General features: G+C 61.5%; 24 protein-coding genes. 12 read left to right on the top strand and 12 right to left on the bottom strand.

The features are described from left to right. Nucleotides 1-35: 35 nt before the first annotated feature. Nucleotides 36-899: a LysR family transcriptional regulator gene (locus HX868_RS05740; protein WP_177002205.1), complete on the bottom strand. Its 864-nt coding sequence runs from the start codon at nucleotides 897-899 to the stop codon at nucleotides 36-38. Between the two features lie 101 nt (nucleotides 900-1,000). Between HX868_RS05740 and HX868_RS05745 the strand changes: the two genes are divergently transcribed. Then, a complete protein-coding gene (locus HX868_RS05745) occupies nucleotides 1,001-2,005 on the top strand; it encodes a quinone oxidoreductase family protein (protein WP_177002206.1) in 1,005 nt (334 codons plus the stop codon). A gap of 60 nt (nucleotides 2,006-2,065) precedes the next feature. Here the strand turns inward: HX868_RS05745 and HX868_RS05750 are convergent, their stop codons facing one another. Together HX868_RS05750 and HX868_RS05755 are read right to left on the bottom strand one after the other, a co-directional pair. Beyond that, nucleotides 2,066-2,452 (bottom strand): hypothetical protein, encoded by a 387-nt coding sequence (locus tag HX868_RS05750; RefSeq protein ID WP_028616658.1) that lies wholly within the window; start codon nucleotides 2,450-2,452, stop codon nucleotides 2,066-2,068. 145 nt (nucleotides 2,453-2,597) lie between these two features. Next, entirely contained in the window at nucleotides 2,598-3,320 is a 723-nt protein-coding gene (locus HX868_RS05755; protein WP_177002207.1) for a pirin family protein, read from the bottom strand. A 180-nt stretch (nucleotides 3,321-3,500) separates the two neighbouring features. Between HX868_RS05755 and HX868_RS05760 the strand changes: the two genes are divergently transcribed. Together HX868_RS05760 and HX868_RS05765 are read left to right on the top strand one after the other, a co-directional pair. Next, complete coding sequence (locus tag HX868_RS05760) at nucleotides 3,501-4,451, top strand: GlxA family transcriptional regulator (RefSeq protein ID WP_177002208.1); 951 nt, start codon at nucleotides 3,501-3,503, stop codon at nucleotides 4,449-4,451. Nucleotides 4,452-4,546: 95 nt separating this feature from the next. After that, nucleotides 4,547-6,070 carry an ATP-binding protein gene (locus tag HX868_RS05765; RefSeq protein ID WP_177002209.1) on the top strand — a complete coding sequence of 508 codons (1,524 nt, stop codon included), beginning with the start codon at nucleotides 4,547-4,549 and terminating at the stop codon, nucleotides 6,068-6,070. Here HX868_RS05765 and HX868_RS05770 read toward each other — a convergent pair. Beyond that, nucleotides 6,017-8,779: an ATP-binding protein gene (locus HX868_RS05770; protein WP_177002210.1), complete on the bottom strand. Its 2,763-nt coding sequence runs from the start codon at nucleotides 8,777-8,779 to the stop codon at nucleotides 6,017-6,019. The genes HX868_RS05765 and HX868_RS05770 overlap by 54 nt on opposite strands. Nucleotides 8,780-8,837: 58 nt before the next feature. Next, a complete protein-coding gene (locus HX868_RS05775) occupies nucleotides 8,838-9,236 on the bottom strand; it encodes a helix-turn-helix domain-containing protein (RefSeq protein ID WP_033898180.1) in 399 nt (132 codons plus the stop codon). A 205-nt stretch (nucleotides 9,237-9,441) separates the two neighbouring features. Here HX868_RS05775 and HX868_RS05780 point away from each other — a divergent pair, with 205 nt between their 5' ends. From HX868_RS05780 to HX868_RS05795, 4 genes are all read left to right on the top strand, one after another. Continuing rightward, a complete protein-coding gene (locus HX868_RS05780; protein WP_177002211.1) occupies nucleotides 9,442-10,350 on the top strand; it encodes a LysR family transcriptional regulator in 909 nt (302 codons plus the stop codon). 132 nt (nucleotides 10,351-10,482) lie between these two features. Further along, complete coding sequence (locus tag HX868_RS05785; RefSeq protein WP_177002212.1) at nucleotides 10,483-11,037, top strand: histidine phosphatase family protein; 555 nt, start codon at nucleotides 10,483-10,485, stop codon at nucleotides 11,035-11,037. Nucleotides 11,038-11,082: 45 nt separating this feature from the next. Further along, entirely contained in the window at nucleotides 11,083-11,838 is a 756-nt protein-coding gene (cobF, locus tag HX868_RS05790; RefSeq protein WP_177002213.1) for a precorrin-6A synthase (deacetylating), read from the top strand. Between the two features lie 11 nt (nucleotides 11,839-11,849). Further along, nucleotides 11,850-12,569, top strand: coding sequence for an alpha/beta hydrolase (locus tag HX868_RS05795; protein WP_177002214.1), 720 nt, complete (start codon nucleotides 11,850-11,852; stop codon nucleotides 12,567-12,569). Between the two features lie 105 nt (nucleotides 12,570-12,674). On the opposite strand, the gene HX868_RS05800 is transcribed toward HX868_RS05795, so the two are convergent. Then, nucleotides 12,675-13,229: a DcrB/PsbP domain-containing protein gene (locus HX868_RS05800; protein WP_177002215.1), complete on the bottom strand. Its 555-nt coding sequence runs from the start codon at nucleotides 13,227-13,229 to the stop codon at nucleotides 12,675-12,677. A 72-nt stretch (nucleotides 13,230-13,301) separates the two neighbouring features. Beyond that, on the bottom strand, nucleotides 13,302-15,110 hold the full coding sequence (locus HX868_RS05805; RefSeq protein WP_095015716.1) for a monovalent cation:proton antiporter-2 (CPA2) family protein: 1,809 nt from the start codon (nucleotides 15,108-15,110) through the stop codon (nucleotides 13,302-13,304). Nucleotides 15,111-15,296: 186 nt separating this feature from the next. Here HX868_RS05805 and HX868_RS05810 point away from each other — a divergent pair, with 186 nt between their 5' ends. Together HX868_RS05810 and HX868_RS05815 are read left to right on the top strand one after the other, a co-directional pair. After that, the gene (locus HX868_RS05810; protein WP_177002216.1) at nucleotides 15,297-15,602 is read left to right on the top strand and encodes a helix-turn-helix domain-containing protein; all 306 of its coding nucleotides are present in this window, start codon (nucleotides 15,297-15,299) and stop codon (nucleotides 15,600-15,602) included. Between the two features lie 32 nt (nucleotides 15,603-15,634). Further along, complete coding sequence (locus HX868_RS05815; protein WP_343048007.1) at nucleotides 15,635-16,531, top strand: LysR family transcriptional regulator; 897 nt, start codon at nucleotides 15,635-15,637, stop codon at nucleotides 16,529-16,531. On the opposite strand, the gene HX868_RS05820 is transcribed toward HX868_RS05815, so the two are convergent. The 5 genes from HX868_RS05820 to HX868_RS05840 form a co-directional block, all read right to left on the bottom strand. After that, entirely contained in the window at nucleotides 16,521-16,922 is a 402-nt protein-coding gene (locus tag HX868_RS05820; RefSeq protein WP_177002217.1) for a RidA family protein, read from the bottom strand. The genes HX868_RS05815 and HX868_RS05820 overlap by 11 nt on opposite strands. 82 nt (nucleotides 16,923-17,004) lie before the next feature. Further along, the gene (locus HX868_RS05825) at nucleotides 17,005-17,907 is read right to left on the bottom strand and encodes an EamA family transporter (RefSeq protein WP_028619795.1); all 903 of its coding nucleotides are present in this window, start codon (nucleotides 17,905-17,907) and stop codon (nucleotides 17,005-17,007) included. Nucleotides 17,908-17,960: 53 nt separating this feature from the next. After that, on the bottom strand, nucleotides 17,961-19,865 hold the full coding sequence (asnB, locus tag HX868_RS05830; protein WP_016977258.1) for an asparagine synthase (glutamine-hydrolyzing): 1,905 nt from the start codon (nucleotides 19,863-19,865) through the stop codon (nucleotides 17,961-17,963). 45 nt (nucleotides 19,866-19,910) lie between these two features. Next, entirely contained in the window at nucleotides 19,911-20,870 is a 960-nt protein-coding gene (locus HX868_RS05835) for a diiron oxygenase (protein WP_177002218.1), read from the bottom strand. A 79-nt stretch (nucleotides 20,871-20,949) separates the two neighbouring features. After that, entirely contained in the window at nucleotides 20,950-21,735 is a 786-nt protein-coding gene (locus HX868_RS05840; protein WP_016977256.1) for a crotonase/enoyl-CoA hydratase family protein, read from the bottom strand. Between the two features lie 107 nt (nucleotides 21,736-21,842). Between HX868_RS05840 and HX868_RS05845 the strand changes: the two genes are divergently transcribed. The 3 genes from HX868_RS05845 to HX868_RS05855 all read left to right on the top strand — a co-directional run bounded on the left by HX868_RS05845 (nucleotide 21,843) and on the right by HX868_RS05855 (nucleotide 25,661). Continuing rightward, nucleotides 21,843-22,640, top strand: coding sequence for an AraC family transcriptional regulator (locus HX868_RS05845; RefSeq protein ID WP_177002219.1), 798 nt, complete (start codon nucleotides 21,843-21,845; stop codon nucleotides 22,638-22,640). A 103-nt stretch (nucleotides 22,641-22,743) separates the two neighbouring features. Next, nucleotides 22,744-24,297, top strand: a complete 1,554-nt coding sequence (locus tag HX868_RS05850; RefSeq protein WP_177002220.1) for a DUF726 domain-containing protein — start codon at nucleotides 22,744-22,746, stop codon at nucleotides 24,295-24,297. A gap of 41 nt (nucleotides 24,298-24,338) precedes the next feature. After that, entirely contained in the window at nucleotides 24,339-25,661 is a 1,323-nt protein-coding gene (locus tag HX868_RS05855) for an Nramp family divalent metal transporter (RefSeq protein ID WP_177002221.1), read from the top strand. Nucleotides 25,662-25,684: the final 23 nt, after the last annotated feature.

Consider the following 25,684-nt stretch of genomic DNA (forward strand, 5'->3'; position numbering starts at 1 on the left):
CGTTCGTGCGCCGGCGTTTGCCTACCCGGCATGATTCATCGGCGTAGCTGCACTTCGCCCTCGATGCAGGCCACCAGAAATTCCATCACCACTTTTACCAAGGGCGACCGGCGCATATCCGGGTATACCGTGAGCCAGATGTCCCGTAACGGGCCGTCGGTTGCGGTGGGTAGACGGGCCAGCAGCGGGTCGTGATCGCCCACCAGGGTCGGCAATACCACGGCGCCTACCTGGGCGCGTGCCGCCATCTGTTGGGTGATCAGGTCGCTGGCGGCAAAGGCGATTTCGCGGTGGCCGCGCAGCTGATGCATCCAGACCTGCTGAGGCAGGTGATCGCGGCTGCTGTCGTAGGCGATAAATGTCCATCGTTCGGCGGGCTTTTGCAGGAAATCTGGCGGCCCATACAGCCCGAATCGCACCACACCGACCTTCCTGCGCACCAATGCCTCTTCATCGGGACGCACGGTACGCAGGGCAATATCCGCCTCGCCTTTGTCCAGTGCGGCCAATTGCGTGGAGGGCATCAACACCAGATTCAATTGTGGGTAGTCGGCGCGCAAGCGTGCCACATGGGGCGCGATGCAGTGGTTGGCAATGGACGGTGGGCAACTGACCCGAACGGTGCCGGCCATTTGGATGGACGCCACCCGCGACAAACGCATGACCTGTGTGGCCAGGTCACCCATGCCCGCCGCCCGTTCAGCCAGGGCGATGCCCTGTGCGGTGAGAGGGCGGCTGCGCGGCAGACGGTCCACCAGTTTTACGCCCAGGGATTTTTCCAGGGCATCTACGCGGCGGCCGACCGTGGCGTGCTCCACCTGCAATTCACGGGCGGCGGCCGACAGCGACTGAGTGCGTGCCAGTACGGTGAAGTAATACAGATCCTGCCAGTCGAACATCGGGTTATTTCCGCACAGAGGCTGGGATAGTTTGGGGGATTTTCACGCTGATGCTGTCCTTTTACCATGGCCGCTTTCCAGTGCAAACGGAGTTGTTCCCAATGAAAGCCATCACCCTGCAAACCTACGGCGGCCCGCAAGTCGCGCAATTACAGCTGGATGTGCCCAAACCGCAGTTGTTGGCGGGCCACGTGCTGATCAAAGTGGCGTGCGCCGGGATCAATTTCATGGACATTCATACGCGCCAGGGCAAATACGCCCAGTCGACGACCTACCCAGTGCGTCTGCCTTGCACCTTGGGCATGGAGGGCGCGGGCGTGGTGGTGGAAGTGGGCGAAGGTGTCGATCATCTGGCTATGGGTGACCGGGTCGCCTGGTGCATCGCCTGGGGTGCCTACGCCGAATATGCGCTGGTTCCCGCCGACAAGGTCGCGCAGATTCCTAATGCCATCGCCTTCGATCAGGCGGCTGCGGCGATGTTCCAGGGCTGCACCGCGCATTATCTGATAGATGATGTGGCCCGTCTTGGCGCTGGCAGCACCTGCCTGGTGCACGCCGCCTCCGGCAGCATCGGCCAACTGTTGGTGCAGATGGCCCGGCACTTGGGCGCTACGGTGTTCGCCACCGCAAGCACCGCCGAAAAGTGTGCGATTGCCCGTGAACGTGGCGCCCATCAAGCCTGGCTGTACGACGACGGTCGCTTCGCCGACCGGGCATTGCAGGTCACGAATGGGCGGGGCGTGGATGTGGTCTTTGATTCCCTGGGCAAAAGTACGTTACGCGGCAGTTTTCGCGCTTGCCGCACACGTGGTTTGATCGTCAATTACGGCAATGTATCGGGTTCACTGACGGATCTGGACCCGATTGAACTGGGCGAAGCCGGTTCATTGTTTCTGACGCGCCCCCGGTTGGCGGACCACATGGCCGATGGCGCTACCGTGCAGCGACGGGCCAATGCCGTGTTTGCGGCGATGCTCGAAGGCGCGTTGACGGTGGAGATCGAGGGGCACTACACGTTGGAAACCGTTCAGCAGGTGCACGCACGCATCGAAGCGCGGCAACAGATTGGCAAGGCGGTGCTGTGGGTCGACCGCGACCTGCATTAATCGAGGGCAAAAAAAACCGGCTGATCAGGCCGGTTTGGGGTTCCCGCCAGCAGCGCGGGGTTAAACGTTGTTGCCTTGCAGGCGATCAGCGCCACCTTCGGCTAGACCACGTTCTTGCAGGCGATCAGCACCACCTTCGGCCAGACCACGTTCTTGCAGGCGATCAGCACCGCCTTCGGCCAGACCACGTTCTTGCAGGCGATCAGCGCCGCCTTCAGCCAGACCGCGTTCTTGCAGGCGATCAGCACCACCTTCGGCGACACGACGTTCCAGCAAGCGGTCCGAACCGTTTTCGGCAACGCGGTTACCTTGCAGGCGGTCTGAGCCACCTTCTGCAACACGGCTTTCGATCAGGCGATCCGAGCCGCCTTCAGCGACAACTGGGTGAGCAAATGCGTTTGCAGCAAGTACCGAGAAAGCGAGGCTAAGCAAGATTTGGCGTTTCATGTTGGTGTGCTCCGAGTGTTTTAGTTGGGGTGTTGCTGGTATGGAGTTGATGTTACGCGTTGCATTTTTTAAGAGAACTTCATTGGGCTGATGGTGACTATCGACGCCAGCGATGGCTCGTTGCGACGAGCCATCGCACGCCTGGTCATGGCATCTGCGGCAGCTCTTGCGGGCGCAGATCGAACACCAGCACTTCGGCGTCCTCACCGTGGCCCAGGCGGATCTGCCGTTCATCCCGCACGCGGGCGCCGTCGCCTTCCTGCAAGCGCTGGCCGTTGACTTCAGCGCTGCCTCGGGCCACATGGATGTACACATGACGATCCGGCGCCAGGTCCAGGGTGGCGGCTTCGTCGCCGTTGAACAGCCCGGCATACACCCGTGCGTCCTGGCGCACGCTGAGGGAACCGTCGTTGCCGTCCGGCGAGATGATCAACTGCAAGCGCCCACGTTTCTGCGCCTCGCTGAAGTGCTCCTGCTGATAACGCGGTTCGGCGCCGGCTTCATTCGGCACGATCCAGATCTGCAGGAAGTGCACGCCACGGGTCTGGCTGTGGTTGAACTCGCTGTGGGCCACGCCGCTGCCGGCGCTCATCAGTTGCACATCGCCGGGGCGGATCACCGAGCCGGTGCCCAGGGTGTCTTTGTGTTCCAGCGCGCCTTCCAGCACATAGGAGAAAATCTCCATGTCGCGGTGGGGGTGTTGGCCAAAGCCTTTACCGGCTGCAACACGGTCATCGTTGATCACCAGCAGGTCGGAAAAGCCTTGTTCTTTCGGGTTCCAGTAGTTGGCGAACGAGAAGGTGTGAAACGACTTCAACCAACCGTGATTGGCGGCGCCGCGTTCGGAAGCTTTGCGAAGGGTCAGCATGGTCTTGTCCTCAAGTGGGAGCGGGCTGCGGCATGCAGGGCTCCGGCGTTGAGAAGAAGGTTAATAGTTATTGTAGGATTCATTAAGAAGCTGAAATATGAATAACTGTCTCCTTTAGGTTGACAGTTATGAACGTGCAATAATGGCGGCCGCATTCCTTCTCGATGGACTTTTCTCGCTATGAAAACCGTGGCCATGGCGCTGTTTCCGGACTTCCTCCTGCTCGACATGGCCGGGCCGCTCGAAGTGTTTTCCATTGCCAACCGCTACCTCCCAGCGGCGGATCACTATCAGATCCTTACCCTCGGTACCGAGCCTGGCCGGTTGCGCGCCTCCAATGGTGTCGCGGTACACACCGACTTGCTGCTGGACCAGGCCCAGGATGCCTACGATCTGCTGCTGGTGCCCGGCGGTCCTGGTGCCTACAACGAATGCCACCCGGCGTTGTTACCCTGGCTCAGGGCCGCCGCGCCACGGGCACGGCGCTTCGGCTCCATTTGCACCGGCGCCTTTGTACTCGGGCATGCAGGGCTTTTGGATGGTCACCGCGTGACCACCCACTGGCACTACACCGATCGGCTGATCAAGGCGTTCCCCAAGGCTGTTGTGGAAACCGACCGTATCTATTTGCAGGACGGGCGCCTGATCACCTCGGGTGGCGTCACCGCGGGTATCGACCTGGCGCTGTCGGTGGTGGCCCAGGACCACGGCAAGCATGTCGCCGTGGAAGTGGCCAAGGTGTTGCTGGTGGTGATGAAACGCCAGGGCGGCCAGGCCCAATTCAGTCCGATGACGGCGGCGGTGGCGCCTCAGGAAACGGCGATCACCCGCGTGCAGAAGCATGTGCTGGAGCATCTCGATCAACCGTTCACCATCGAGTCCATGGCCGAACTGGCCGGCATGAGCGCGCGCCACTTTGCGCGGTTGTTTGCCAAGGAGGTGCAGATGACCCCCATGGCATTCCTGCAGGGCGCGCGCATCGACCGCGCCCGGCAATTGCTGGAAACCACCGACTTGCCGCTCAAGACCGTGGCGTTCCACGCGGGCTTTGGCAGCGTGCGGCACATGCGCTTTCTGTTCAGCGAAAAACTGGGCCTCAACCCGACCCAATACCGACAGCAGTTCAGTTAACGACAAAATGTCCGTCTGGCGCACCCGAATGTCCGTATCGCTCCCCGTGCCAGCATTGTCCTGTTATCGCCAACTGGCAAGATAGCGGCAAGCCCATGGAAAAGGATGCGCGAACGCCCAAGGCCGGGTGTTTCAGCGCTTTTACACAGATGAATACCCCTCAGGCGATTGAGGCTGAAGGCACGGTGCGCTTCGGCGCCTATGTCTTTCACCGGCAACAGCGTCTGGTCAGCAAGGCAGGCTGGCCGGTGCCTCTGGGCGGGCGGGCGCTGGATATCCTCACGGTGCTGCTTGAAGCGCCTGGTCAGTACATCAGCAAGGCCACCTTGATCGAGCGTGTCTGGCCGAACAGCGTGGTGGAAGAAAACAACCTGCGGGTGCACATCGCTGCACTGCGTCGCGCCCTTGACGGGCAGCGCTTCATTCTCAACGATCCGCAGCGTGGCTACTGTTTCGCCGCCGCCGTGCACGGCGTTGTGCCGGCCACGTTACCCCGGCATAACCTCGCCGTACGCCTTAGCCCGGTGATGGGCTGCGATGAACTGTTGGGTGTGCTGGTGCGACGCCTGTCCGGTCAACGCCTGATGACGCTCACTGGGTGTGCCGGCGTGGGCAAGAGCAGCCTGGCCCTGGCGTTGGCTGAGCGAGTGTTGCCGCGTTATCGGGACGGCGTGTGGTGGGTCGACCTGGCTACGGTGGAAGCGCCGATGAGCATGCTGCGCCACCTGGCTTCGGTGCTGCACCTTGAACCCTGCGCCAGTGCCGCTGAACTGGGGCGCCAATTGGCGGCCCGCCAGTTGCTGCTGGTGCTTGACGGCGCCGACCTGCTACTCGGTGCCTGCCGTCACCTGGTGCGCGTGCTACGCGAAGCGGCGCCTCAGGTCAGCGTGTTGGTCAGCAGTCGTGAAGCCCTGCAAGTCCCCGGCGAATGGGTGCAACGCGTGCCTCGGCTGGCGGTGCCTGCGCCATCGACGTTGAGCCGTGTCGAAGAAGCGATGGCTTACCCGGCGGTGCAAGTGTTCGTCGCCCGAGTACGTGCTGCTCAGCAAGGCTTTGTGCTGCGACCCCAAGACTTGGCCCCGCTGCGTGACATCTGTCGACGCCTGGATGGCATTCCCCTGGCCCTGGAGCTGGCGGCCGCTCAAGTGGATGCCCTTGGCGTGCGTGGATTGCAGCAGCAACTGTGCAAAGGCGTGCAAGTGCTGAGCCGGGGCCGGCGCACGGCGGTGGAACGTCATCAATCCCTGAACGCGGCCCTGGACTGGAGCTACCAGCGCCTGAGCCTGCCGGAGCGCTGGCTGTTCCTGCAATTGGGGTTGTTCAAGATGGCGGTCACCTTGCCCACCTTGAGTGAACTGGTCGCTGGTACCGAGCTGGAACATGCCGACTTGGCCTACCTGCTGGGGCGTCTGGTGAGCACTTCGTTGCTGACCCTCGAACCCGGCCCCGGCAATGCCCGTTACCGCCTGCTCAACTGCGTGCGCAGCTATGCACTCGCGCAGTTACGCGACCCGATGCAGGTCGCGCGCTTGCAGCAGGGCTATGGGCATTACCTGGGGCCGTTTTCAGGCCGGCCGTTTGTCCTGCAACTCGTCGAGCAGGCCGCGTACGCGGACTAGGTCCTGGGTGGCAAAGCCCTCCGTGAACCGCGTGTAGACCGAACTCAGCAGATCGCGGGCCGGCCGCACGCGGCCTTGCGCCTGCCACAGCCGTGCCAACGACGCCGCACAGCGCAGCTCCCAGGCCAGCGCGCCTTGCTGGTGAGCCAGGCCCAAAGCTTCCAGCAACAGCGCTTCGGCCGCACGGGCATCGGTCATGCTTTCGGCGCGTATCCGCAGGATCTCAGGGGTGCACCAACCCGCGTCGCCCGCGCGGGCGCGTTCGAACCCAGGCTCGTCCAGTGCATGGGAACCCAGCGTGACCAGGATATCCTCAATCAACCCCAGGCCTTGCAGGTCCTTGCGCCCAAGGATTCCTGCGTAGTGACCGGCCCACGTCTTGAACAACTGCACCGAATGCTTGTGGGCATGTTCCAACAGCAGTGCCTGCAGGGTCTGGGCGGTGTCTTCGTCACCGTTGTAACGGGCGATGACCACGCCTGCCAACGCCAGGGTGTAGCAGATGGAGGTGCCATGATTGATCTGCTGCGCCAGTTCCAACGCTTGGTTGGCGGTGCGCCAGGCTTGCTCGGGAAAGCCTTGCAACCACAGGATTCGCGCCAGCACCGTGAGTGAGGCAACGCTCTGGTCGTATTGCACACCGATGCCGTGGGCAAATCGGTTGAGGTGGCCGCTGTGCGCCATGCGTTGGATCACTTGCTCGGCATTGTGCCGGGCGAGTGCCTGGTTGCCGTTGTAATGCTGGGCCAGCACCCGCAGACGCTGGGCGCTGATATCCAGTTGCGGGTCGGTGCGTGGGTCGAGGCGATCAAACTGCACGCTTTGCACCAGCGCCTGACGATACTGGCCTGCGCACAGGTTCACCGCCATATGCCCGGAGACCGCGCGCAGTTGCCCCGCGACATCCTCGCGCGCTTCGGCCAGGTGCCGCGCATGGACGAACGCGGCAATGGTCTGCGGGGCCCCGCCCATGGCGTGATAGGACAGGCTGCCCAGCGCCAATTGCAGTTGCATCGACAAACGGGGGCAGGGCGATACGGCCTGGTCCATCAACGCCAGCGCTTTGTTCACGTACAAGCGGTGTTCCCTGAGCAACGACAACTCTTGCCACAATGGCATTGCGCTGACGGTCAAGCGGATTGCCAGCAGGTGTTCGCCCCCCTGCGCGAGCCCCCAGTCGAGGGCTGCGCGGATATCTTCACACAGCGGCGCGTAACGGTCGATCCAGGGCTGGGTGGCGACCGAATCCCAATCGTCGCGCGCCTGTTCCATCAGCGCCAGGCAACGCTCGGCATGGCGTTCGCGGGTGGCGTCAAGCTCTTGGGCGACGCTGAGCTTTTCCAGGGCGTAGGTACGGGTGATGTCCAGCAGGCGATACACCATCTCGTCATCACCGGCCTCGACATTGAGCAAGGATTTGGCGACCAGTTGAGTGATTGAGCCCAGCACTTCGGCGGGTGCTACCTGCTCCCCGGCAATCACCGCCGCCGCACTGGCCAGGCTGAAACCGCCGCGAAACACCGCCAGGCGACGCAGGCAGATCTGTTCGCAGGCGGTCAGCAGTTCAAAGCTCCAGTCCAGCGTGGCGCGCAAGGTTTGATGGCGGGGCAGGGCGTTGCGCCGACCACGGGTCAGCAGGCGGAAATTGTCCTCCATCTGCACCAATAGCCCTGGCAAGCCAAAGCGCTCGATCTGCGCAGCTACCAACTCGATCGCCAAGGGAATGCCGTCCAGGCGCTGGCAGATATCAATCGCCAGCGGCAGTTCGGTTTCGCTCAGCTCAAAGCTGTCCTGATGGGACATGGCCCGCTCGATCAACAATTGCAGGGCCGGGTAGCCCAACGCCTGGGCGCGATTGCCGGTGACGGGCGGGCAGGCCAGGGGCTCCAGGCGCTGCACGGATTCGCCTTCGGCGCGCAATGCCTCGCGACTGGTGGCCAGGATGTGCAGCCTGGGCGCATGGCGCAGCAGGGTTTCGCTGATCAGGGCGATGTCGTCGAGCAGGTGCTCACAGTTGTCGATCACCAGCAGCAACTGGCGTTCCTGCAGGCTGCGCGCAAAGGTCGCCAAGGGTTCGTGCTCGGCATGCGTGACGTCGAGCAGGCCAGCCAGGTTGGGCAGGATCATCGATGGCGCGCTCAACGGCGCCAGGTCGAACAGCCGGATGCCGTCGCGGTAATGCCCGATCAACAATTCCGCCACCCGCAGCGCGACAGTGGTCTTGCCGATGCCGCCGGCGCCGGTCAGGGTGATAAAGCGTTGTTCCGGCAGTTGCTGCACCAGGCTGTCGATCAAGGCCTGACGGCCGATCATCCGGGTACGCCGCAACGGCAGGTTGTGGCAGGGACGTTGTGGGGCACCTTCGGAAGGCGGTGTCATCGGTTCGATGCTCAGTGGCGCAACAAAACTGTAGCCGCGCTGGGCCACGGTCACGATATAGCGCTGCCCGGCCTGGCCATCGCCCAGAGCCTTGCGCAACGCCGCCATATGCACGCGCAGGTTGCCGTCTTCCACCACGCTTTTGGGCCAGACGCGGGCGATCAATTCCTGCTTGCTCACCACATTGCCGGCCTGCTCCAGCAGGATCAGCAGGATATCCACCGCGCGCCGTCCCAAGCGCAAAGGGCGACCCGCCTCCAGCACCAGGCGTTGGCGCGGGTGGATGCGATAGGGGCCGAAATGCACGGCCTGGTCGCCGGGGTCGCTCATGGGTGGCCGTGCTCGGAAAGGGGGGAGCGGCCAGCATATTCCAGGTACGCACCGACCACTAGGCTGCGATCACTTGAGGCTTGTGGCGCGAGTGGTGATTTCGCCAGGTCATCGGGTTGACGCCTTCGCTGCGGGTGAACATGTGGCAGAAGTGCGCCTGGTCGCAAAAACCGCATTCCAGGCTGATTTGCGTCAGGCTCAGGGACGAGCTGGTGATCAGCTCCTTGGCGCGCTGGATGCGCTGTTGACGGATCCACTCCTGCGGTGACAACCCGGTGGTGCACTTGAACGCCCGGGAGAAATGGCTGCGTGACAGCGCGCAGGCCTGGGCCAGGTCGGCAATGGCCAGGCTTTCGCCGAGGTTGGCCAGGATCAGTTGCTTGGCGATGCGCTCGCGCCGAGGGCACAGGCCGCCGGTGGCGGACAAACGAGGGGCATATTGCTCGAGTCGGGCCATGACAAATATCCGCAGTCGATGGGAGCGTTCCCGGTGGATGGATGCAGTGTAGACGCGGTCAATCTTGTTGCCGGACCGTCCGGCTGACGAGTTAATCGTTGTTAATTTCGCCAGGTGCCGAGGTGAAAAAGACAGCACAGACATGCAATGCCGGTCGGGTTTTGCATGCTTATCTGTGCGCTTGCCAACCGTTTGGATGTTTCCCATGAACCGCAACGACCTGCGCCGCGTCGACATGAACCTGCTGGTGATTTTCGAAGCACTGATGTTCGAGAAGAACCTGACCCGGGTCGCCGAAAAACTCTTCATGGGCCAACCGGCGGTGAGCGCGGCGTTGGGGCGTCTGCGCGACCTGTTCGACGACCCGTTACTGCTGCGCAACGGGCGGGGCATGGAGCCCACGCCACGCGCCGTGGCGATACTCAAGGAGTTGCAACCGGCCATGGACATCATTTCCGGTGCGGTCAGTCGTGCCAAGGATTTCGACCCTTCCAGCAGCTGTGCGGTGTTTCGCATTGGCCTCTCGGACGATGCCGAGTTTGGCCTGTTTCCGCCGTTGCTCAGTCAATTGCGTGAGGAGGCGCCGGGGATCATCGTGGTCGTACGCCGAGCCAATTACCTGTTGATGTCGTCGCTGCTGGCCAGTGGCGAGATTTCGGTGGGGGTGAGTTACACCACTGAGTTGCCGGCGAATGCCAAGCGCAAGAAGCTGCGAGACATTCCGTGCAAGGTCTTGCGCGGGGATGAGGGGACTGAGCCGCTGACGCTGGACGACTACTGTGAGCGGCCCCATGCGATGGTGTCGTTTTCCGGGGATTTGAGCGGCAATATCGATCTGGATTTGGCGCGGATCGGCCGGGCGCGGCGGGTGGTGCTGGCGGTACCGCAGTTCAGTGGGTTGCGGGCGTTGCTCGCCGGCACACAGATTATCGCGACGGTGCCGGATTATGCGGCGTGTGCGTTGACCGAAGGCACCTCTTTGCGGGCAGAGGATCCGCCGTTTGCGATCGAGGAGGCGCAGTTGTCGATGGTGTGGAGCGGTGTGCACGACAATGATCCCGCGGAGCGGTGGTTACGGGCACGGATTGGGGAGCATATGGCGCGGGTAGTTTGACTCGGTACATAGCGTTGGATGCGGCGCATCCAGGCTTGGGTTACCCGGTGCTCTATCTGGCACAAGGCGTTGCACCTCAGCGATAACTGCGCCAGTCTTGGGGCCTTATCTTTTGGTCTCAAGCACGCTGCAATGCACACCACTCGTTTGACACTCATTTGCCACGCCGTCACGCCTCTGCAAAAACAGGGGCGTTTTCCCGATGACGAGGCGGTGGCGATGGATTGGCGAGGCTCGGCGTTGTCGCTGGCTGAGCGCTACAAGAAAACCCGGCGACTATTGTGTGGGCCCGAGGTCAGGACGCGGCAGACGGCAGGCTTGTTCGGCGATGACGCGGTGATCGACGCTGCGTTGCGCGATGCTGATTTCGGGCAGTGGAAGGGCCAGGACATCGGTCAGTTGGAGCGTGACGCGTTGAATACGTGGCTCACCGACGCCACGTGCGCGCCCCACGGTGGCGAATCGGTGGAGCATATCTGCCTGCGGGTAGGTGAGTGGATGAAAACCCTTGAAACCCAGCCCGGTCATGTCGTGGCCATCACCCATCCCTTTGTGATCCGTGCCGCGATGTGGCACGTCATGCAGTTTCCGCTGTCGATGTTCTACCGGATCGATTTCGAACCGCTGTCCGCCACTGAGCTGCGTTTCAACAACGTATGGCGCCTGCGCCTGGAAACTCACGCCTAGCCGCCTGAACATGGCAAAATCCACGCCCCGCAATGAGAGCAACCCATGAAACGCATCCTGATCATCGGCATTGGCGCCGGCAACCCTGACTACATCACGATGCAGGCCGTGAAGGCGCTCAACCGCACTGACGTGTTTTTCCTGATGGACAAGGGCCAGAGCAAAGACAAGTTGATCGACCTGCGTCGTGAGATCTGCGAGACCTACATCACCGAGCCTGGCTACCGCTTCGTCGAAGCCGCCTGCCCCGAGCGTGTGCGCGGCGAGGTTGACTACACCACCGCCGTGCAGGACCTCAACCGCGACAAGCAGCAGACCTTCGAACGCATGATCAACGAAGAAATGGCTGACGGTGAAGTGGGTGCTTTCCTCGCCTGGGGCGACCCTGCGCTGTATGACAGCACCATTCGCATCCTGCACGCGATCCTCGCCAGCGGCCGCAGTGAGTTCGAGTTCGAAGTGATCCCTGGCATCACCAGCGTGCAGGCCCTGGCGGCCCAACACAAAGTGCCGCTCAATCGCATCGGCAAGTCTGTTGAGATCACCACCGGGCGCCGTTTGGCGGCGGGGCAGGCGAGTGATGCTGACACGTTGGTCGTAATGCTCGACGCCGAAGACTCCTACCGCAGCGTGGCGGACCAAGACTTGGAGATCTATTGGGGCGCCTACCTGGGCACACCGGATGAGATCCTGATCAGCGGCAACGTCAGCGAAGTCGCGGACGAAATCGAACGGGTGCGCAAGGCGGCACGCCTGGAAAATGGCTGGATCATGGACACTTATCTGTTACGCAAACCCTGAGGTGATGCCCCATGCTCAAACTGTTTGCCCTGGCGCTGACGCTGGTCGTCGGCACTGCCCATGCCGACGATAGGTTGCACACTGACTTGCCGCTGTCGTACCTGGAACAGACCCAAGGTGATGCGCGTAACCAGCCGCTGGTGATTTTCCTGCACGGCTTTGGCAGCAACGAGGAAGATCTGTTTGGCATCAAGGACGCGCTGCCCTCCACGTGGACTTACGTGTCGGCCCGTGCACCGATGCCAGTGGATCCCCACGGCTATCGCTGGTTTACCAAGACACCCGGCAACGGCGATTACGACGGCGAAACCGCCGACCTGCAACGCAGTGCGAAGCTGATCGAAGATTTTGTCGGCAAAGCCACCGCCAAGTACCACACCCAACCGGATCGGGTGTTTCTGGTGGGCTTCAGCCAGGGGGCGATCATGTCCTACGAGGTGGGCCTACGCCGACCGGAACTGCTGCGCGGCATTGCGGCGTTGAGCGGCAGCGTGCTGCCGGTGCTCAAGGCTGAACTGAAGCCGGATGCGTCATTGGGCAAATTGGCGATTTTTATCGGCCATGGCACCTTGGACCAGGCACTGCCCTATGTGTCGGCGACGCGGGCGAATGAGGTGTTGACGGGGTTGGGGTTGAAGCCGGAGTTTCATGGGTACCCTGGCATGCCGCACACTATTAATGAGGCAGAAGTGCAGGACCTGAAAGCCTGGTTGGAAAAGAGCCTGAACTGACCACCTCCCTTGTAGGAGCCGGCTTGCCGGCGATGGCGCCATTGGATATTAAGCTGACTTCAAGGACCCATCGCCGGCAAGCCGGCTCCTACAGGTGCGTGCGGGTTACTTGCCGCCGGTAATCTGCTTCACCAACGCCGCATGCCCCTTGGCATCATCCGCCCGCGAAATCGCCTGGATCACCAGCAGGTGATTACCCGAACCACCGAGGAACGTGGAGTTCAGCGTTTTGCCGCCGCCTTGGGTGGCGGTGCTGTCCACCTGGCGCAGGCCGAGGCCTTTGACCATCAGTTTCTTCTCGCTCTGTTTCTTGAAGTCAGGCAGGGCTGCGCTCTGGTCCTTCACGAACCCGGCCACGGCGCCGTCTAGGAATTGCGCGTCGTTGTCGCCGATGGTTACCCCGTCGTTACGTACGGTTTCGGCGACGATCACCACACTTTTTGTGGTCTGGTTGGCATACATCGTGCCCTGGGTATCGGCGGTGCCATCTTCAGCCTTGCCAGCCGGCAGGGTGTCGGCGGCGTAGGCCTTGGGCAGGTTGAAGGTGAACTTGCCACCCAGAGTGGAGATGGTTTGTGTGGTCGGCTTGGACGCGGCGAATGCACTGCCAGCGGCCAACGCGAGGGCCAGCAGGACGGCTGTCTGGGTGAAAGTGGCCATGAAGCGCTCCAGGGGTGAACGAAATTGCGCCGTATTCTGTCAGAATTTTCGCAAAATCGTTCATCCATAGCCTCACACCTTGTCGGACTCTTCCTCAAGTCGGTCCATCTCAAACAGCCGCGCCAGTTCTGCCCGGGCTTCCTGGGCGGTTTGCATCACTTTGGCGGCGTCGTCGTACACCGCGTGCTGCGCGGCCAGCACTTGCAGGTCGTGGTTCTTGAAGCGAGTGATGCGCGCATCGGCCTGGGCCTGGCTCAAACCCAGGCCTACCAAGGTGCGGCGGCTCATTTCCAGGCTGGAGTAGAAGGTCTCACGAATCGGCGACGCGTCCAGGTCCACCAGGCGGTGCACGTGTTGGCGGTTACGGGCGCGGGCGATGATTTTCATGTGCGGATAGAGGTTGCGCACCAGCTCGGCGGTCTTGATGTTGATCTCCGGGTCGTCCATGGCGATCACGAAGAACTCCGCCTGGTCGACTTTGGCTGCGTGCAGGATCTCGGGGCGTTGCGGGTCGCCGTAGAACACCGGCATGCCGCCGAAGCTGCGGGTCAGCTCGATGGTTTCCACCGAGGTGTCCAGGGCGATGAACGAGATGTTCTGCGCGCGCAGGATCCGCGCGACGATCTGGCCCATACGGCCCATGCCGGCGATGACCACGCGGGGCGCATCGCTTTCGATGGTGCGGTATTCCTCGGGGATTTCCACCGGCTTGGCCTTGGGCTTGAACAGCTTCGGGCACACCAACAGCAGCAGCGGCGTCACCGCCATGGAGAGGGTAATGGTCAGGACCAGGATGTCGTACAGGTGTGGTTCGAACAGGCCTTGGTCGCGGCCGATCTTGAATACCACGAAGGCGAATTCACCACCCGCCGCCAGCACCACGCCCAGGCGCAGGGCGCTTTCGCGATTGAGGTCGCCCACCAGCCGGCCTACGGCGTAGAGCAAGGGCAGCTTCAAGCCGATCAGCAGCAACGTCAGGCCGATCACCACCAGCGGCGAGCTGAGCAGCAGGCTGAGGTTGGCGCCCATGCCCACGCTGATAAAGAACAGGCCCAGCAGCAGGCCCTTGAACGGTTCAATTTGGGATTCCAGTTCGTGGCGGTATTCCGAGTCCGCCAGCAGCAGGCCGGCGAGGAAGGCGCCGAGGGCCATGGACACGCCCACCAGCTCCATCAACCAGGCCGTGCCAATCACCACCAGCAGTGCGGTGGCGGTGGACACTTCGCGCAGGCCGGTCTTGGCGACGATGCGGAACACCGGTCGCAACAGGTAGCGTCCGCCGATGATCACCACCGCGATGCTGCCGAGAATTTGCAATACATGCTGCAGGCCTTGGGCTTCGGTGGTCGGGTGATCGCTGCCGGCCAGCAGCGGCACCATGGCGATCAGCGGGATCGCGGCGATGTCCTGGAACAGCAGAATCGCAAAGGCCAGGCGGCCGTGGGGCTGGTTCAGTTCCTTGCGCTCGGCCAGACTTTGCAGGCCAAACGCGGTGGACGACAGCGCCAGCCCCAGACCGAGCACGATCGCGCTATTCCACGACTGGCCAAACAGCCACAACGCCACCACGCCCATCACCAGGCCCGTCAGCAGCACCTGCGCCAGGCCGACGCCGAACACCGCTTTGCGCATCACCCACAACCGCTTGGGCGACAGTTCCAGGCCGATGATGAACAGCAGCAACACCACGCCCAGCTCGGAAAATTGCGCGACGCTTTGCGGATTGCCCACCAAACCCAGCACCGACGGGCCGATAATCACACCAGCGAACAGATAGCCCAGCACTGCGCCCAGTTGCAGGCGTTTGGCCAGGGGCACGGTCAGCACGGCGGCGAGCAGGAACACCACAGCTGCTTGTAACAGGTTGCCTTCATGGGGCATTGCGAACTCCAGGATCTTTAAAGCCAATCAACAGGAGTGTATTAGAGCGCTTTTTACATTTCGAAAATTGTGTTTTTGAGCGGGGTGGGTAGAGACTCAGGTAAAGCGCTTTTTGACAGGTTGAATTTTTTATTCCTTTGGTGGAATATTTTGTCAGGTTGAATTCTGGTTGGGAGGGCCGTCACCATGGCTAAGAAGTTCGCTGAACTGCAAGCGTGCATGACGCCGCAATCCTGCGCCGAAGCCAAGCTGTTGTTCCAGCAGCATCTGCAGGAAATGCCGCTGCATGAGTTGCGCAAAGCTCAGCAGCTAAGCCAAGAGAGCCTGGCCAAGGCACTGAACATCAACCAGGCGGCCGTCTCCAAGATGGAGCGGCGCACCGACATGTACATCAGCACGTTGCGCGACTATATCCGCGCGATGGGCGGCGAACTGGAAATTATTGCGACGTTCCCCGATGGTCAGGTCAAGATCGACAATTTCGCCTGCTGAAAGCGGTAGCAGCTATCCAGAAGGTCATCCTTGTGAACCAACTTCTCGCCATGCGTGCCTTTGTTCGCGTCGTCGAAACCAGCTCATTCAGTCGTGCATCCGACCAGTTGGCGCTGCCGCGCTCCACCGTGAGCAAGCTGATCACCGACCTTGAGAAGCACCTCGGCATCAAGCTGATGCACCGCACCACACGGGCTCTGGCGCCAACGTCCGAGGGGTTGGAGTATTACCAGCATGCCCGGCGCCTGGTCGTAGAGTTGGACGAAGTGGATAGCGCCATCCGCGGGCAAGTCCTCAAGCCTGGCGGGCATCTGCGGGTGGATGCGCCGGCGTCGTTTGCCAATTGCCTGCTGATTCCGGCGCTGGTGGATTTTCATCGCGAGTATCCCGACATCACGGTCGCCTTGGGCATCAGTGATCGCGCGGTGAATATCGTGGGGGAGGGTGTGGATTGTGTGATCCGGGCCGGTCAGCTCGATGACATGGCGATGATCGGGCGCAAGGTGGCCGACCTGGAGTACCTGACCTGCGCCGCGCCCGACTACCTGGCGCGCCGAGGCATGCCGGTTTCCCCGGAGGACTTGGCACACAACCATCTCAAGGCCGGCTATTTTTTTGCCGGATCCGGTAAGGCGGAGCCACTGATTTTCGAGCAGGGTGACAGGCGCATCGAAGTGGGCGATTGCGCCTATTCCACCAATGAAGGCAACGGCCTCAAGGAAATGCTGCTCGCCGGCTTGGGCGTCGGGCAGCATTTCAAAGCCATCGTTCAGTACTACGTGGACAACGGCCAACTGGTCAATGTGCTGCCGCAGTGGTCGCGTCCGGCCACGCCGCTGCACATCCTCTATCCACCCAATCGTCACCAGAGCGCGCGGCTCAAGGTGTTTGTCGAGTGGGTGATTCGCAGGTTCGGGGTCAGGGAATAATCGCGGTCACGCGGATTTCCACGCGCATGGTCGGCAGGCCCAGGGCCTCGACGCCGACTTGCGTCCAGATCGGCGCATGGTGGGGCATGTACTGGCGGTAGTGTTTGACCATCGCTTCGTTGACCTCCGGCGGGAAACCGCCGACGTGGTAGGAGTTGACGTGAATCACGTGTTCCCAACTGGCGCCGGCAGTAGCGAGGGTGCGTTCCAGGTTGTGGAACGCCTGGGCGATCTCGTCGGCCAGGTCAGCGGGGATCTGGAACTCATCGTCCCAGCCCCCTTGGCCTGAGGTTTCCACGCGATTGCCGATTCTTACCGCCTGCGAGTAATGCAGGTGCTCGCGCATGTAATCGCCGTAGCCGGGAGTGACAAAAAATTCAGGCGTGCTCATGGTATTTCCTTCGGTTCAGTACAGGACTGGACCCAAGCTAAAGTACTCAATGCATGAACAAAATACCGAATTTATGTCATGACTATCTATCCATGTGGACAATCGGCTGCGGTTCCACGGGCGCGAGGTTCGCTGGCCTGCGGTACAGGCCCACCGCCAGCCCGACGATGATAATCCCGATCGAGATCAGGTTCGGCGTGGAAATGCGCTCATCCAGAATCAGCATCGAACTGGTGATACCGAACACCGGAATCAGCAACGACAGCGGCGCCACGGTGGACACCGGGTACAGCTTGAGCAACGAGTTCCAGCCCCAGTAGGCGAAGTGCGTGGCCAGGTACACCTGGAACAGAATCGACAACACTGCGGTCAGGTCGAGGCTGGCCTGCAAACCTTCGAACGCGGCGCTGCCGTGCATCAACCAGGCCGTGAGGAACAGCGGGATCGGCGGGATCAGGCTGGCCCACACCATGAACGAGAAGATCTCCTTGACCCCGGATTTCTTGATGATCACGTTGCCCACGCTCCAGGCCACCGCGCTGAGCACGATCAGCATGACGCCCAGCACCGCATGGTTGCCTTCCTGGGTGGAGATGATTCCCGCCAGGCCGATCAAGGCCAGCACGGCGCCGAGCATCTGCGCGCCACGGATCTTTTCCTTGAACAGCAAAAAGCCCCAGCCCATGGTGAAGAACACGCTGAGTTGGATGATCAATGAGGCAATACCAGGGCTCACGCCCACCTGGATGCCATAGTTGATCACGCCCCACATGCCCAGCCCGAAGATGAAGCCATAGGCGGCTACGTAGCTGAACTTGACGGCAGGGCGTTTGATAAAGAACACCAGCGGCAGCGCGGCGAGGGCAAAGCGGATACCCGTGAGTACAAACGGGTCGATGGCGCGCAGGCCGAGTTTGGTGATGGGGAAGTTGACCCCCCATACCAGGGTGACGAGCACGGCAAGAGACAGATGTTTTTTCAGCATGGACCCTCCTTGGGTCAGGCGGCACACCGCGATCGCGAGGTGCTGCCGGGAAGTCAGTTCAAGGCGAAGCGTTTTTGCATCAGGCACAGCCCGGCGATTTCCATCAGCAGGTTGTCTGCCGAAGCGCGTTGGGCGGTGGACAAGCTTGGCAGGGTTGCCAGCAAGGCGCGTACTTTACGCGGGTCGAAGAACGGCACGTTATTCAAGGCCGGGCCGCTCAACACGTCGTTGATCATTTCATACAGCTTCGATTGCGGGCTCTCGGATGCCGGCGGGGCGCGGAAGTACTGCTTCTTGCGATCCAGCACAGCCTGGGGCACGTAAGGGCGCATGGCTTCGCGCAACGCGTATTTCTCGGTGGCGCCGCGCACTTTCATGTTCACCGGCAGGCGGCACGCGGCCTCAATCACTTGGTGATCGAGCAGTGGTGGTCGACCTTCCAGGCTGCCGGCCATTTCCATGCGGTCGCCCAGGGAGGTGAGCACCACGTTGGGCAGGCTGGACTTGGCTACCATATACAGCGAACGGTTGACCGGCTCCCAGCCGTTGAGCGCCCGTGGGCTCAGGCGATCGTAGAACTCGCGATAGGCATCGGTGTTGCTGAAACGCTCACGGAAGTCATCGCTGTACAACTGCGCCAGGGGGCCGAACAACGCCGACTGGGTTTGCAGCCAGGACACGCCGTGGCCCAGTTCGTCCTGCACCCATTTCACATCATTTTTGCCGCCGGGCAGGTAGCGATCTTCGCTGGCATGCAGGCGTCGGGTGAGTTCGGCGATCGCCGTCGGGTCCTGGTTTTCGTGGTTGTACAACACCATGTCGCGACGATAGTGCGGGTAGCCGCCGAAGACTTCGTCGGCACCTTCACCCGTGAGTACGGCGCGCATGCCCTGATTCTGCACATATTTGCACAGCAGGTACTTGGCCACGCTGTGAGCGTTGGCGAAGGGCATTTCGGCGTGCCACAGGGCATTTTCGAAGTTATCCGCCATGTCGGAGGAGTTCACCGACAGCACGTTGAGGTGGGCGCGGTTATGTCGGGCGGCCACTTCGGCGTACTGGCGTTCGTCGTAGGCCTGCTCGCCTTCGAACGACAAGTGGAACGCCTGCAATGGCTGGCCGGTCAGCTCGGTGGCGATGCCGAGCATGGCCGAGGAGTCGAGGCCGCCACTCAGGCACACACCGACCGGTACATCGGCATGCAGGCGCAGGCGCACGGACTCTTCGATGGTGTTGCGCAGGGACTCGATCATCTCGGCTTCGCTGCGCTGCTCGGTCGCCTGGGCATCCGGGAAATCCCAGTCCCAGTACTGTTCGGTCTGCAGGCCGCTTTCGTCGGCGATGATCCAGCAACCCGGTTTCACGCTGCGAATGTTGTTGAAAACGGTACGGTCGCGCAGGATAAAACCACGATTGGCGTAGGCTTCGTGGTCCCACTGTGCGGGTACACCAGCGGCGAGCAAGGCTTTGATTTCGGACGCGAAGTACCAGGCACCTTCATGCTCGGTGTAGTACAGCGGCTTGACGCCCACCCGGTCACGCACGGCAAACAGCTTTTTGCGCAGGCGATCGAAGATCAGGATGGTGAATTCGCCGCGCAGTTGCTTGAGGCCGCGTACGCCATGGCGGCGGTACAGGTGCATGGCGATTTCGCTGTCGGACGAGGTCTTGAAGCGGCAACCATCGCTCTCCAGTTCGGCGCGGATGCGTTGATAGTCATAGAACTCGCCGTTGACCATCATCACCAGATCGCCTTCGTCGGCCACGATAGGCTGGGTGCCGTTACCCAGGCCGACCAGTCCCAGGCGCACATAGCCAAAGGCGGCCTGGCCTTGGGGGTCGAACCATTGGCTGGAGCTGTCCGGGCCGCGATGATGGATTGCACGCAGGGCTGCATCGAACATGTTCGGGTTGAACGCACGAGGTTGTTTGGCAAAGACGCCAATGTATCCACACATGACAATTACTCTATTGAATTTGTAGTGATCAGCAGCACGCTGGTTTCAAACGGTGATGGCCGGTTCGCTCATCATCTGCGGCTCGGGGAGCACCGCTTCAGGGTGTATGCCAATGGAGCTGAGGATCTCGGGCATGGCCGAGTAGTCTGCTTCGCCGGTCTCGGTAAATTGAGTCGGCAGCAGCAGCGATTGATCGCCGAACACTTCGAGCAGTTGCGGCAGGATGATTCGCCACGCCGAAATCTCGCGCATCGGGAAGATTCGGATGGAGTTGGCGATGCCGCGAGTAAACAAAGCGGTTTGCTGCGCGTTGAAGTCACCGACCACCTGCTGCACGAACAGCGGGAAGATGTGCTTGTGCACCAGCTCGTCTTTTTTGTGCAGGGCCACCACATGACGGAACACCGGCTGGATGTCTGGCGCGTCGCTGAGGTCGGCGAGGTAGTCGCTGATAAACGTCTCCGAGACCAGCGAGAAGGCCAGGCGGTAGATCTTGAAATCCGCCTCGGACAGGGTGGCCTGGGCCTGGTTCAGGTGGCGGGTCAATTCCAGCTCCGGCCATTTGATGCGCATGCCGCGCTGGGTAATCGCCAGCTCACACATGTTGATCGAAAACAGCGTGTGATAAGCCTCATCCGCCAGGGTTTCGGAAATCGTCGCGGCGCTGGCAGAGCTCAGGCGCGAGCCCAACTGCAGCAGGTCGATGCAGGACGGGCAGATAATTTCGGTTTCGATGGCGATGGTTTTCTGGTTGTAGATCACCCAGCCGGCCGACAGGATCAGCAGTTTCAGGGCATGGGGGTAGTGCTGGTAATGCGGATCATGGGCGAAAGGTAACAGGGCCTCGAGAAAGTCCGGCGCTTGCAGGTCAAGCTGGATATCCGGACGTTGGGAATCGAGCTTGATCTGTGCGCGTTTGTGCCAGCTGCGTTCGATTTTGATCAATCGTTCATCGGTCGCATCATTGCTGCGATAAAGATCGTCTTGAGTGCTGTGCTGAAACATGGTTTCACCAGGTTGATAGTGATTGTGAAGGCCATCCATGGTTTGCCGAGGTGCGCTCGGCAACGTTCACGACCGGGAGTTACACCGCTGGCGCGGTCTGGATCTTGTCCTTCTTGCGATCCAGGAAGTCCGCCAGGCGATCCTGTGTGCGGATGTCCGAAGACACCACGGCAGCAATCAAGGCTTCCGTCATCAGGCCGTCCTGCTGGCTTTGATCGACAATGCGCGGCAGCACGTGGGTTACCGCGTAGTTGGTCATGGGCAGGTTGCCGGCGATCTTGTGCGCCAACTCGGTGGCCTTGAGTACCGCCTGGCCGACCGGCACCAGGTACTGGGCCACGCCGCGCTCATAGCTTTCCTTGGCGTAGAGCGTGCGGCCGGTGAGCATCATGTCGGTCATCAGGGCGATGCCGGCGATGCGTGGAAAACGCACCGAGGCGCCGACGCCGACATACAGGCCGCGCATGGCCTCGGGCAGTGAGAAGAAGGCGCTGTCATCCACCACGCGCAGGCTGCAGGCGGTGGCGATTTCCAGGCCACCACCGATGGCAGCGCCGGTAATGGCAGCGACGACGGGCACCTTGCCGAACTGGATCAGTTCAAAGGTTTTGTGCCATTCGCGGAAGGCCTGGACGTTATCGATCACCGATTGGTCGCGGATTTCCGACAAGTCCAACCCGGTGCAGAAATGCTGGCTGGTGCTGTAGAGCACGGCGGCACCAATGCCTTCAGGCATATTGGTAAAGGTATCGCGCAGTTCGTGCATGACTTCCAGAGACATGGCGTTTCGCTTCTGCGGGCGGTTGAGACCCACCATCAGAACGGCGCCGTCTACTCGTACGTCCAAGTAGTTTTTGACACTCATTTTCCGAATATCCCTTCGAGATGAACCCAACTTGGGGAGCGACGATTCTAGGTGGCAGAGTAGTGGCCCGCTTGCTATGTCAGGTCATACTTTGACAAAATCGGGCCATGCCGCCGACCTTCATCTATTCCCCTTACGAACCCGACAGCCCCGAAGCGGTGGTGACGCTGCGCGAGTACCCGTCTGGTACGGTGTTTCCACGGCATACCCACCGGCGCGGGCAGTTCGCTTATGCGTCCACCGGTGCGTTGAAAATGTTCACCGACCTCGGTAATTGGGTCGTGCCGCCTCAGCGGGCGATCTGGGTGCCAGGCGGGGTGTCCCACGAGATGCACATGCGCGGCGATGTGGTGATGCTCAATACTTACTTGGACGACGACGCGGCCCGGCGTGCTGGGTTGCAGGACTACTGCCAGGTGTTTGGCGTCTCGCCGCTGTTGCGCCATCTTCTGCAAGCGGCACTGGCGATCGGGCCATCGGCGTCGCCGAACGTGCGCGACTGCTGCGTGCTGACTCTGTTGATCGATGAAATCGGCGCCATGCCCGAGTTACCCCTCAGTGCGCCGTTGCCCTCCGAAGCACGCTTGGCCCGTTCTTGTCAGCGATTTCTAGAGGCGCCGACGCAGAAGATTTCCATCTGTGAGATGGCCGACTGGTCGAGCATGAGCCGGCGTACCTTTACCCGTAACTTTCGTGAATGCACGGGCATGACCTTTGTGTCCTGGCGCCAGCAGGTGTGCCTGTTGGAGGCGACGGCGCGGCTCAGTCATGGCTCGTCCATCACCGATGTGGCGTTCGAGTTGGGGTTCAGCAGCTCCAGCGCGTTCACCTCGGTATTCCGCCGCAACCTGGGTGATTCACCAGCGCGCTATTTGGCCAAGTCCAAGGCCGCCTCTCTGTTTTGAAAGGACGAAGAGGCCAATGCGGTGCCTTTTCCCCCAGCCGTACGACGTTGAACCCCGCCCTTTGTTACTATCGGCGTCCCTTATCACCAGGAGTCATTGCCCCATGCAGCACCAGTGGGATGAAATGCACCGCACCCGCAAGCCCACGTTCCTGATGTGCGGCGAGCCCCAGGGCGATGTGCTTAATCTCTATGTCCACGGTTATTCGGCGTTCTTCAACCGGCAACAGCTGGGCAGCTTCAAGGCGCAGTTGGCGGGCATCGAAGGCTCGACCAACCTGATGTTGTTCTGGCCGGCGGGGCATTTCCTGGAAAACCTGTTTGCGCCGTTCAAGGACGTGATCGGCGCGATGCTCGGCGGCGGTAGCCTGGGCGCAGCCACTGTGGGCGTGGGCAAGGCGATTGCCTACTTTCTCGACCACTATAAAAGCGTCGAGGCGCGGGTAGACGAAGTCGCCCGGAGCCTGCTGCCGGAGCTCGCCAGTTTCCTGCACGGTGAATCCCTGGAAGTTCGGCGCATCAACCTGATCGGCCATTCCCTCGGCGCGCGTATCCTGGTCAAAAGCCTGCTGGCCCGCCCCGATATCGCCCGCGAGCTGCCTTTGGACAACCTGTTGCTGATGGGCGGGGCGATCTGCACGTCGAGCCCGTGGGATGACGTGTCCGCACCGCTCAAGGGGCGCGTGATCAACTGCCACTCCAGCAAAGACTGGGCCTTGGCCCTGAAACCTGACACCGAACGATGTATTGGCCGTTACGCGATCCCCGTCACGCCGGCGCTCAAGGCCAAGGTCACCAACGTGCACCTTGCGACCTTCGATCACGCCGCCTACTGGCCGCAGTTGCAGACAGTGGTGCAGTACACCGACCTGCTGCACGAGCGGCGCGGCATGATCCGCTCCGACCAGCGCAGCGCCGACGTGCGTTTCGCCGAAGAGGATGCGGATCTGTTCCCGGCGCTGGTACTGGCGCGTCCCGAAGAGTTGAAATTCCTCGCCGAATTGATGGCACAAAAACGCAGTGCATCCATAGACGCCAACGCGCGTGAGCCGCTCAAGTTGGCCATCGAGTTGCAGCGCATGGGCGGCGATACCTTTATGAACCTGGCCCGAGGTCATGGCGTGAGTTACCGCCAGATTGCTGAGGATGTGGTGCAGCGGTTGGGGATCAAGTTCGATGAGCCGCTCGATACCGTCGAATTGGCTGACCTCGAAACCCAGGTCGCCGAAAAGCTTATCGAACAGTACAAAGATAAACTCAGCCATGCCGACCGGCAGGTGTTCGACGCAGAGCTCAGGGCCGCCGCGCAAAAAGAGCAAGGGCTGTTCAGTCGTTTTGACGTAGGTCGGTCGGCCACCACCGCCTTGAGCGGCACGGCATTGGCCGGGTTGACCGGATTTATTCTGCGACGCGGTGCGGCCACGGCGATTCCGGTGGTGGGGCAGGCGGTGGCTGCGGCGATGCTGGTGGTGAGCGGCGTGCGCGCGTTTTCCGGCCCTGCGTATTCGATCACCACCCTGGCGGTGCTGGTGATCGGCGTGATCCGCCAGCGCATGGAGCGTGAAGCGCTGAACCAGGAGATGGACCTGGTGGTGCAAGTGGTCGAAGCGTTCGACCTGCCGCGGGACACGGTGATGCGCACGGTTGCGTCCGACTGATAAGCTGCGGCTCTATCGAGTGTGTTTGCCTGGGATACCGCGTGAAATTCAGTCTGCCAAAAATCGCTACCGCCCCGTTCTGCCCGCCGGAAGTGGCCGGTTCTGTTGCCGTTGATCCCAAGGCTTCGTTCTTCAAGCGCGCGCTGATGTTCGCCGGCCCAGGCTTGCTGATCTCCATTGGCTACATGGACCCAGGCAACTGGGCCACGGCCATCGAGGCGGGCTCACGTTACGGTTACAACCTGCTGTTCGTGGTGTTGCTGGCCAGCCTGGCGGGAATGGCGGTGCAGTGCCTGTGCTCGCGGCTGGGTATCGCTACCGGCAAGGACCTGGCGCAACTGTGCCGTGAGCGCTATAGCCAGCGGTCTGCACGCACCCAATGGGTGCTGGCGGAAATCTCCATCATTGCCACCGACCTCGCCGAAGTACTCGGCTGTGCCCTGGCCTTCCACCTGTTGCTCGGGGTGTCGCTGACCACCGGCATTGTCATAACCGCCTTCGACACGCTGCTGATCCTGGCCCTGCAAAATCGAGGTTTCCGCCGCCTCGAGGCGATCATGCTAGCGCTGGTGGCAACTATCGGCGTGTGTTTCTTCATCGAACTGGTCCTGATCAAACCCTACTGGCCAGACGTGTTCAGCGGTTTCACCCCGTCACTGTCGGCCATCAGCGATGCCGCGCCGTTGTACCTGGCCATCGGCATCCTCGGTGCCACGGTAATGCCCCATAACCTCTACCTGCACAGTTCCATCGTGCAAACTCGCCTGATCGGCAAGGACCTGGCCAGCAAACAGGACGCGGTCAAGCTGGCGCGTATCGACACCATCGGCTCACTGGCCCTGGCGCTGTTGGTCAACGCTGCGATCCTGGTGCTCGCCGCCGCCGCCTTCCACAAGACCGGCCACACTGACGTGGTCGAGATTCAGGATGCCTATCACCTGCTGGATCCGCTGGTGGGTGGTGCCTTCGCCAGCATCCTGTTCGGCATTGCCTTGCTCGCCTCCGGGCAAAGCTCCACCTTTACCGGCACCATCGCCGGGCAGGTGATCATGGAGGGCTACCTCAACCTGCGCATTCCCTGCTGGCAGCGGCGTTTGATCACCCGTGGCCTGGCGCTGATCCCTGCGTTTTTGGGGGTATGGCTGATGGGCGACGATGCCATCGGCAAGTTGCTGATCCTCAGCCAGGTGGTGCTCAGCCTGCAGTTGCCGTTCGCGCTGTATCCGCTGATCCGCATGACGGGTGACAAGCAACTGATGGGGCCGTTCGTGAATCGGCTGCCGACACGCTTGCTGGCGTGGTTTCTGTTTGCGGTGATCAGTGGGGCGAATGCCTGGTTGATAGGGCAGTGGGTTTTTGGGTAGGCGCACCGAAGCAATTGGGACGA

This window comes from Pseudomonas reactans (assembly GCF_013385825.1).
Taxonomy (GTDB): Bacteria; Pseudomonadota; Gammaproteobacteria; order Pseudomonadales; family Pseudomonadaceae; genus Aquipseudomonas; species Aquipseudomonas reactans.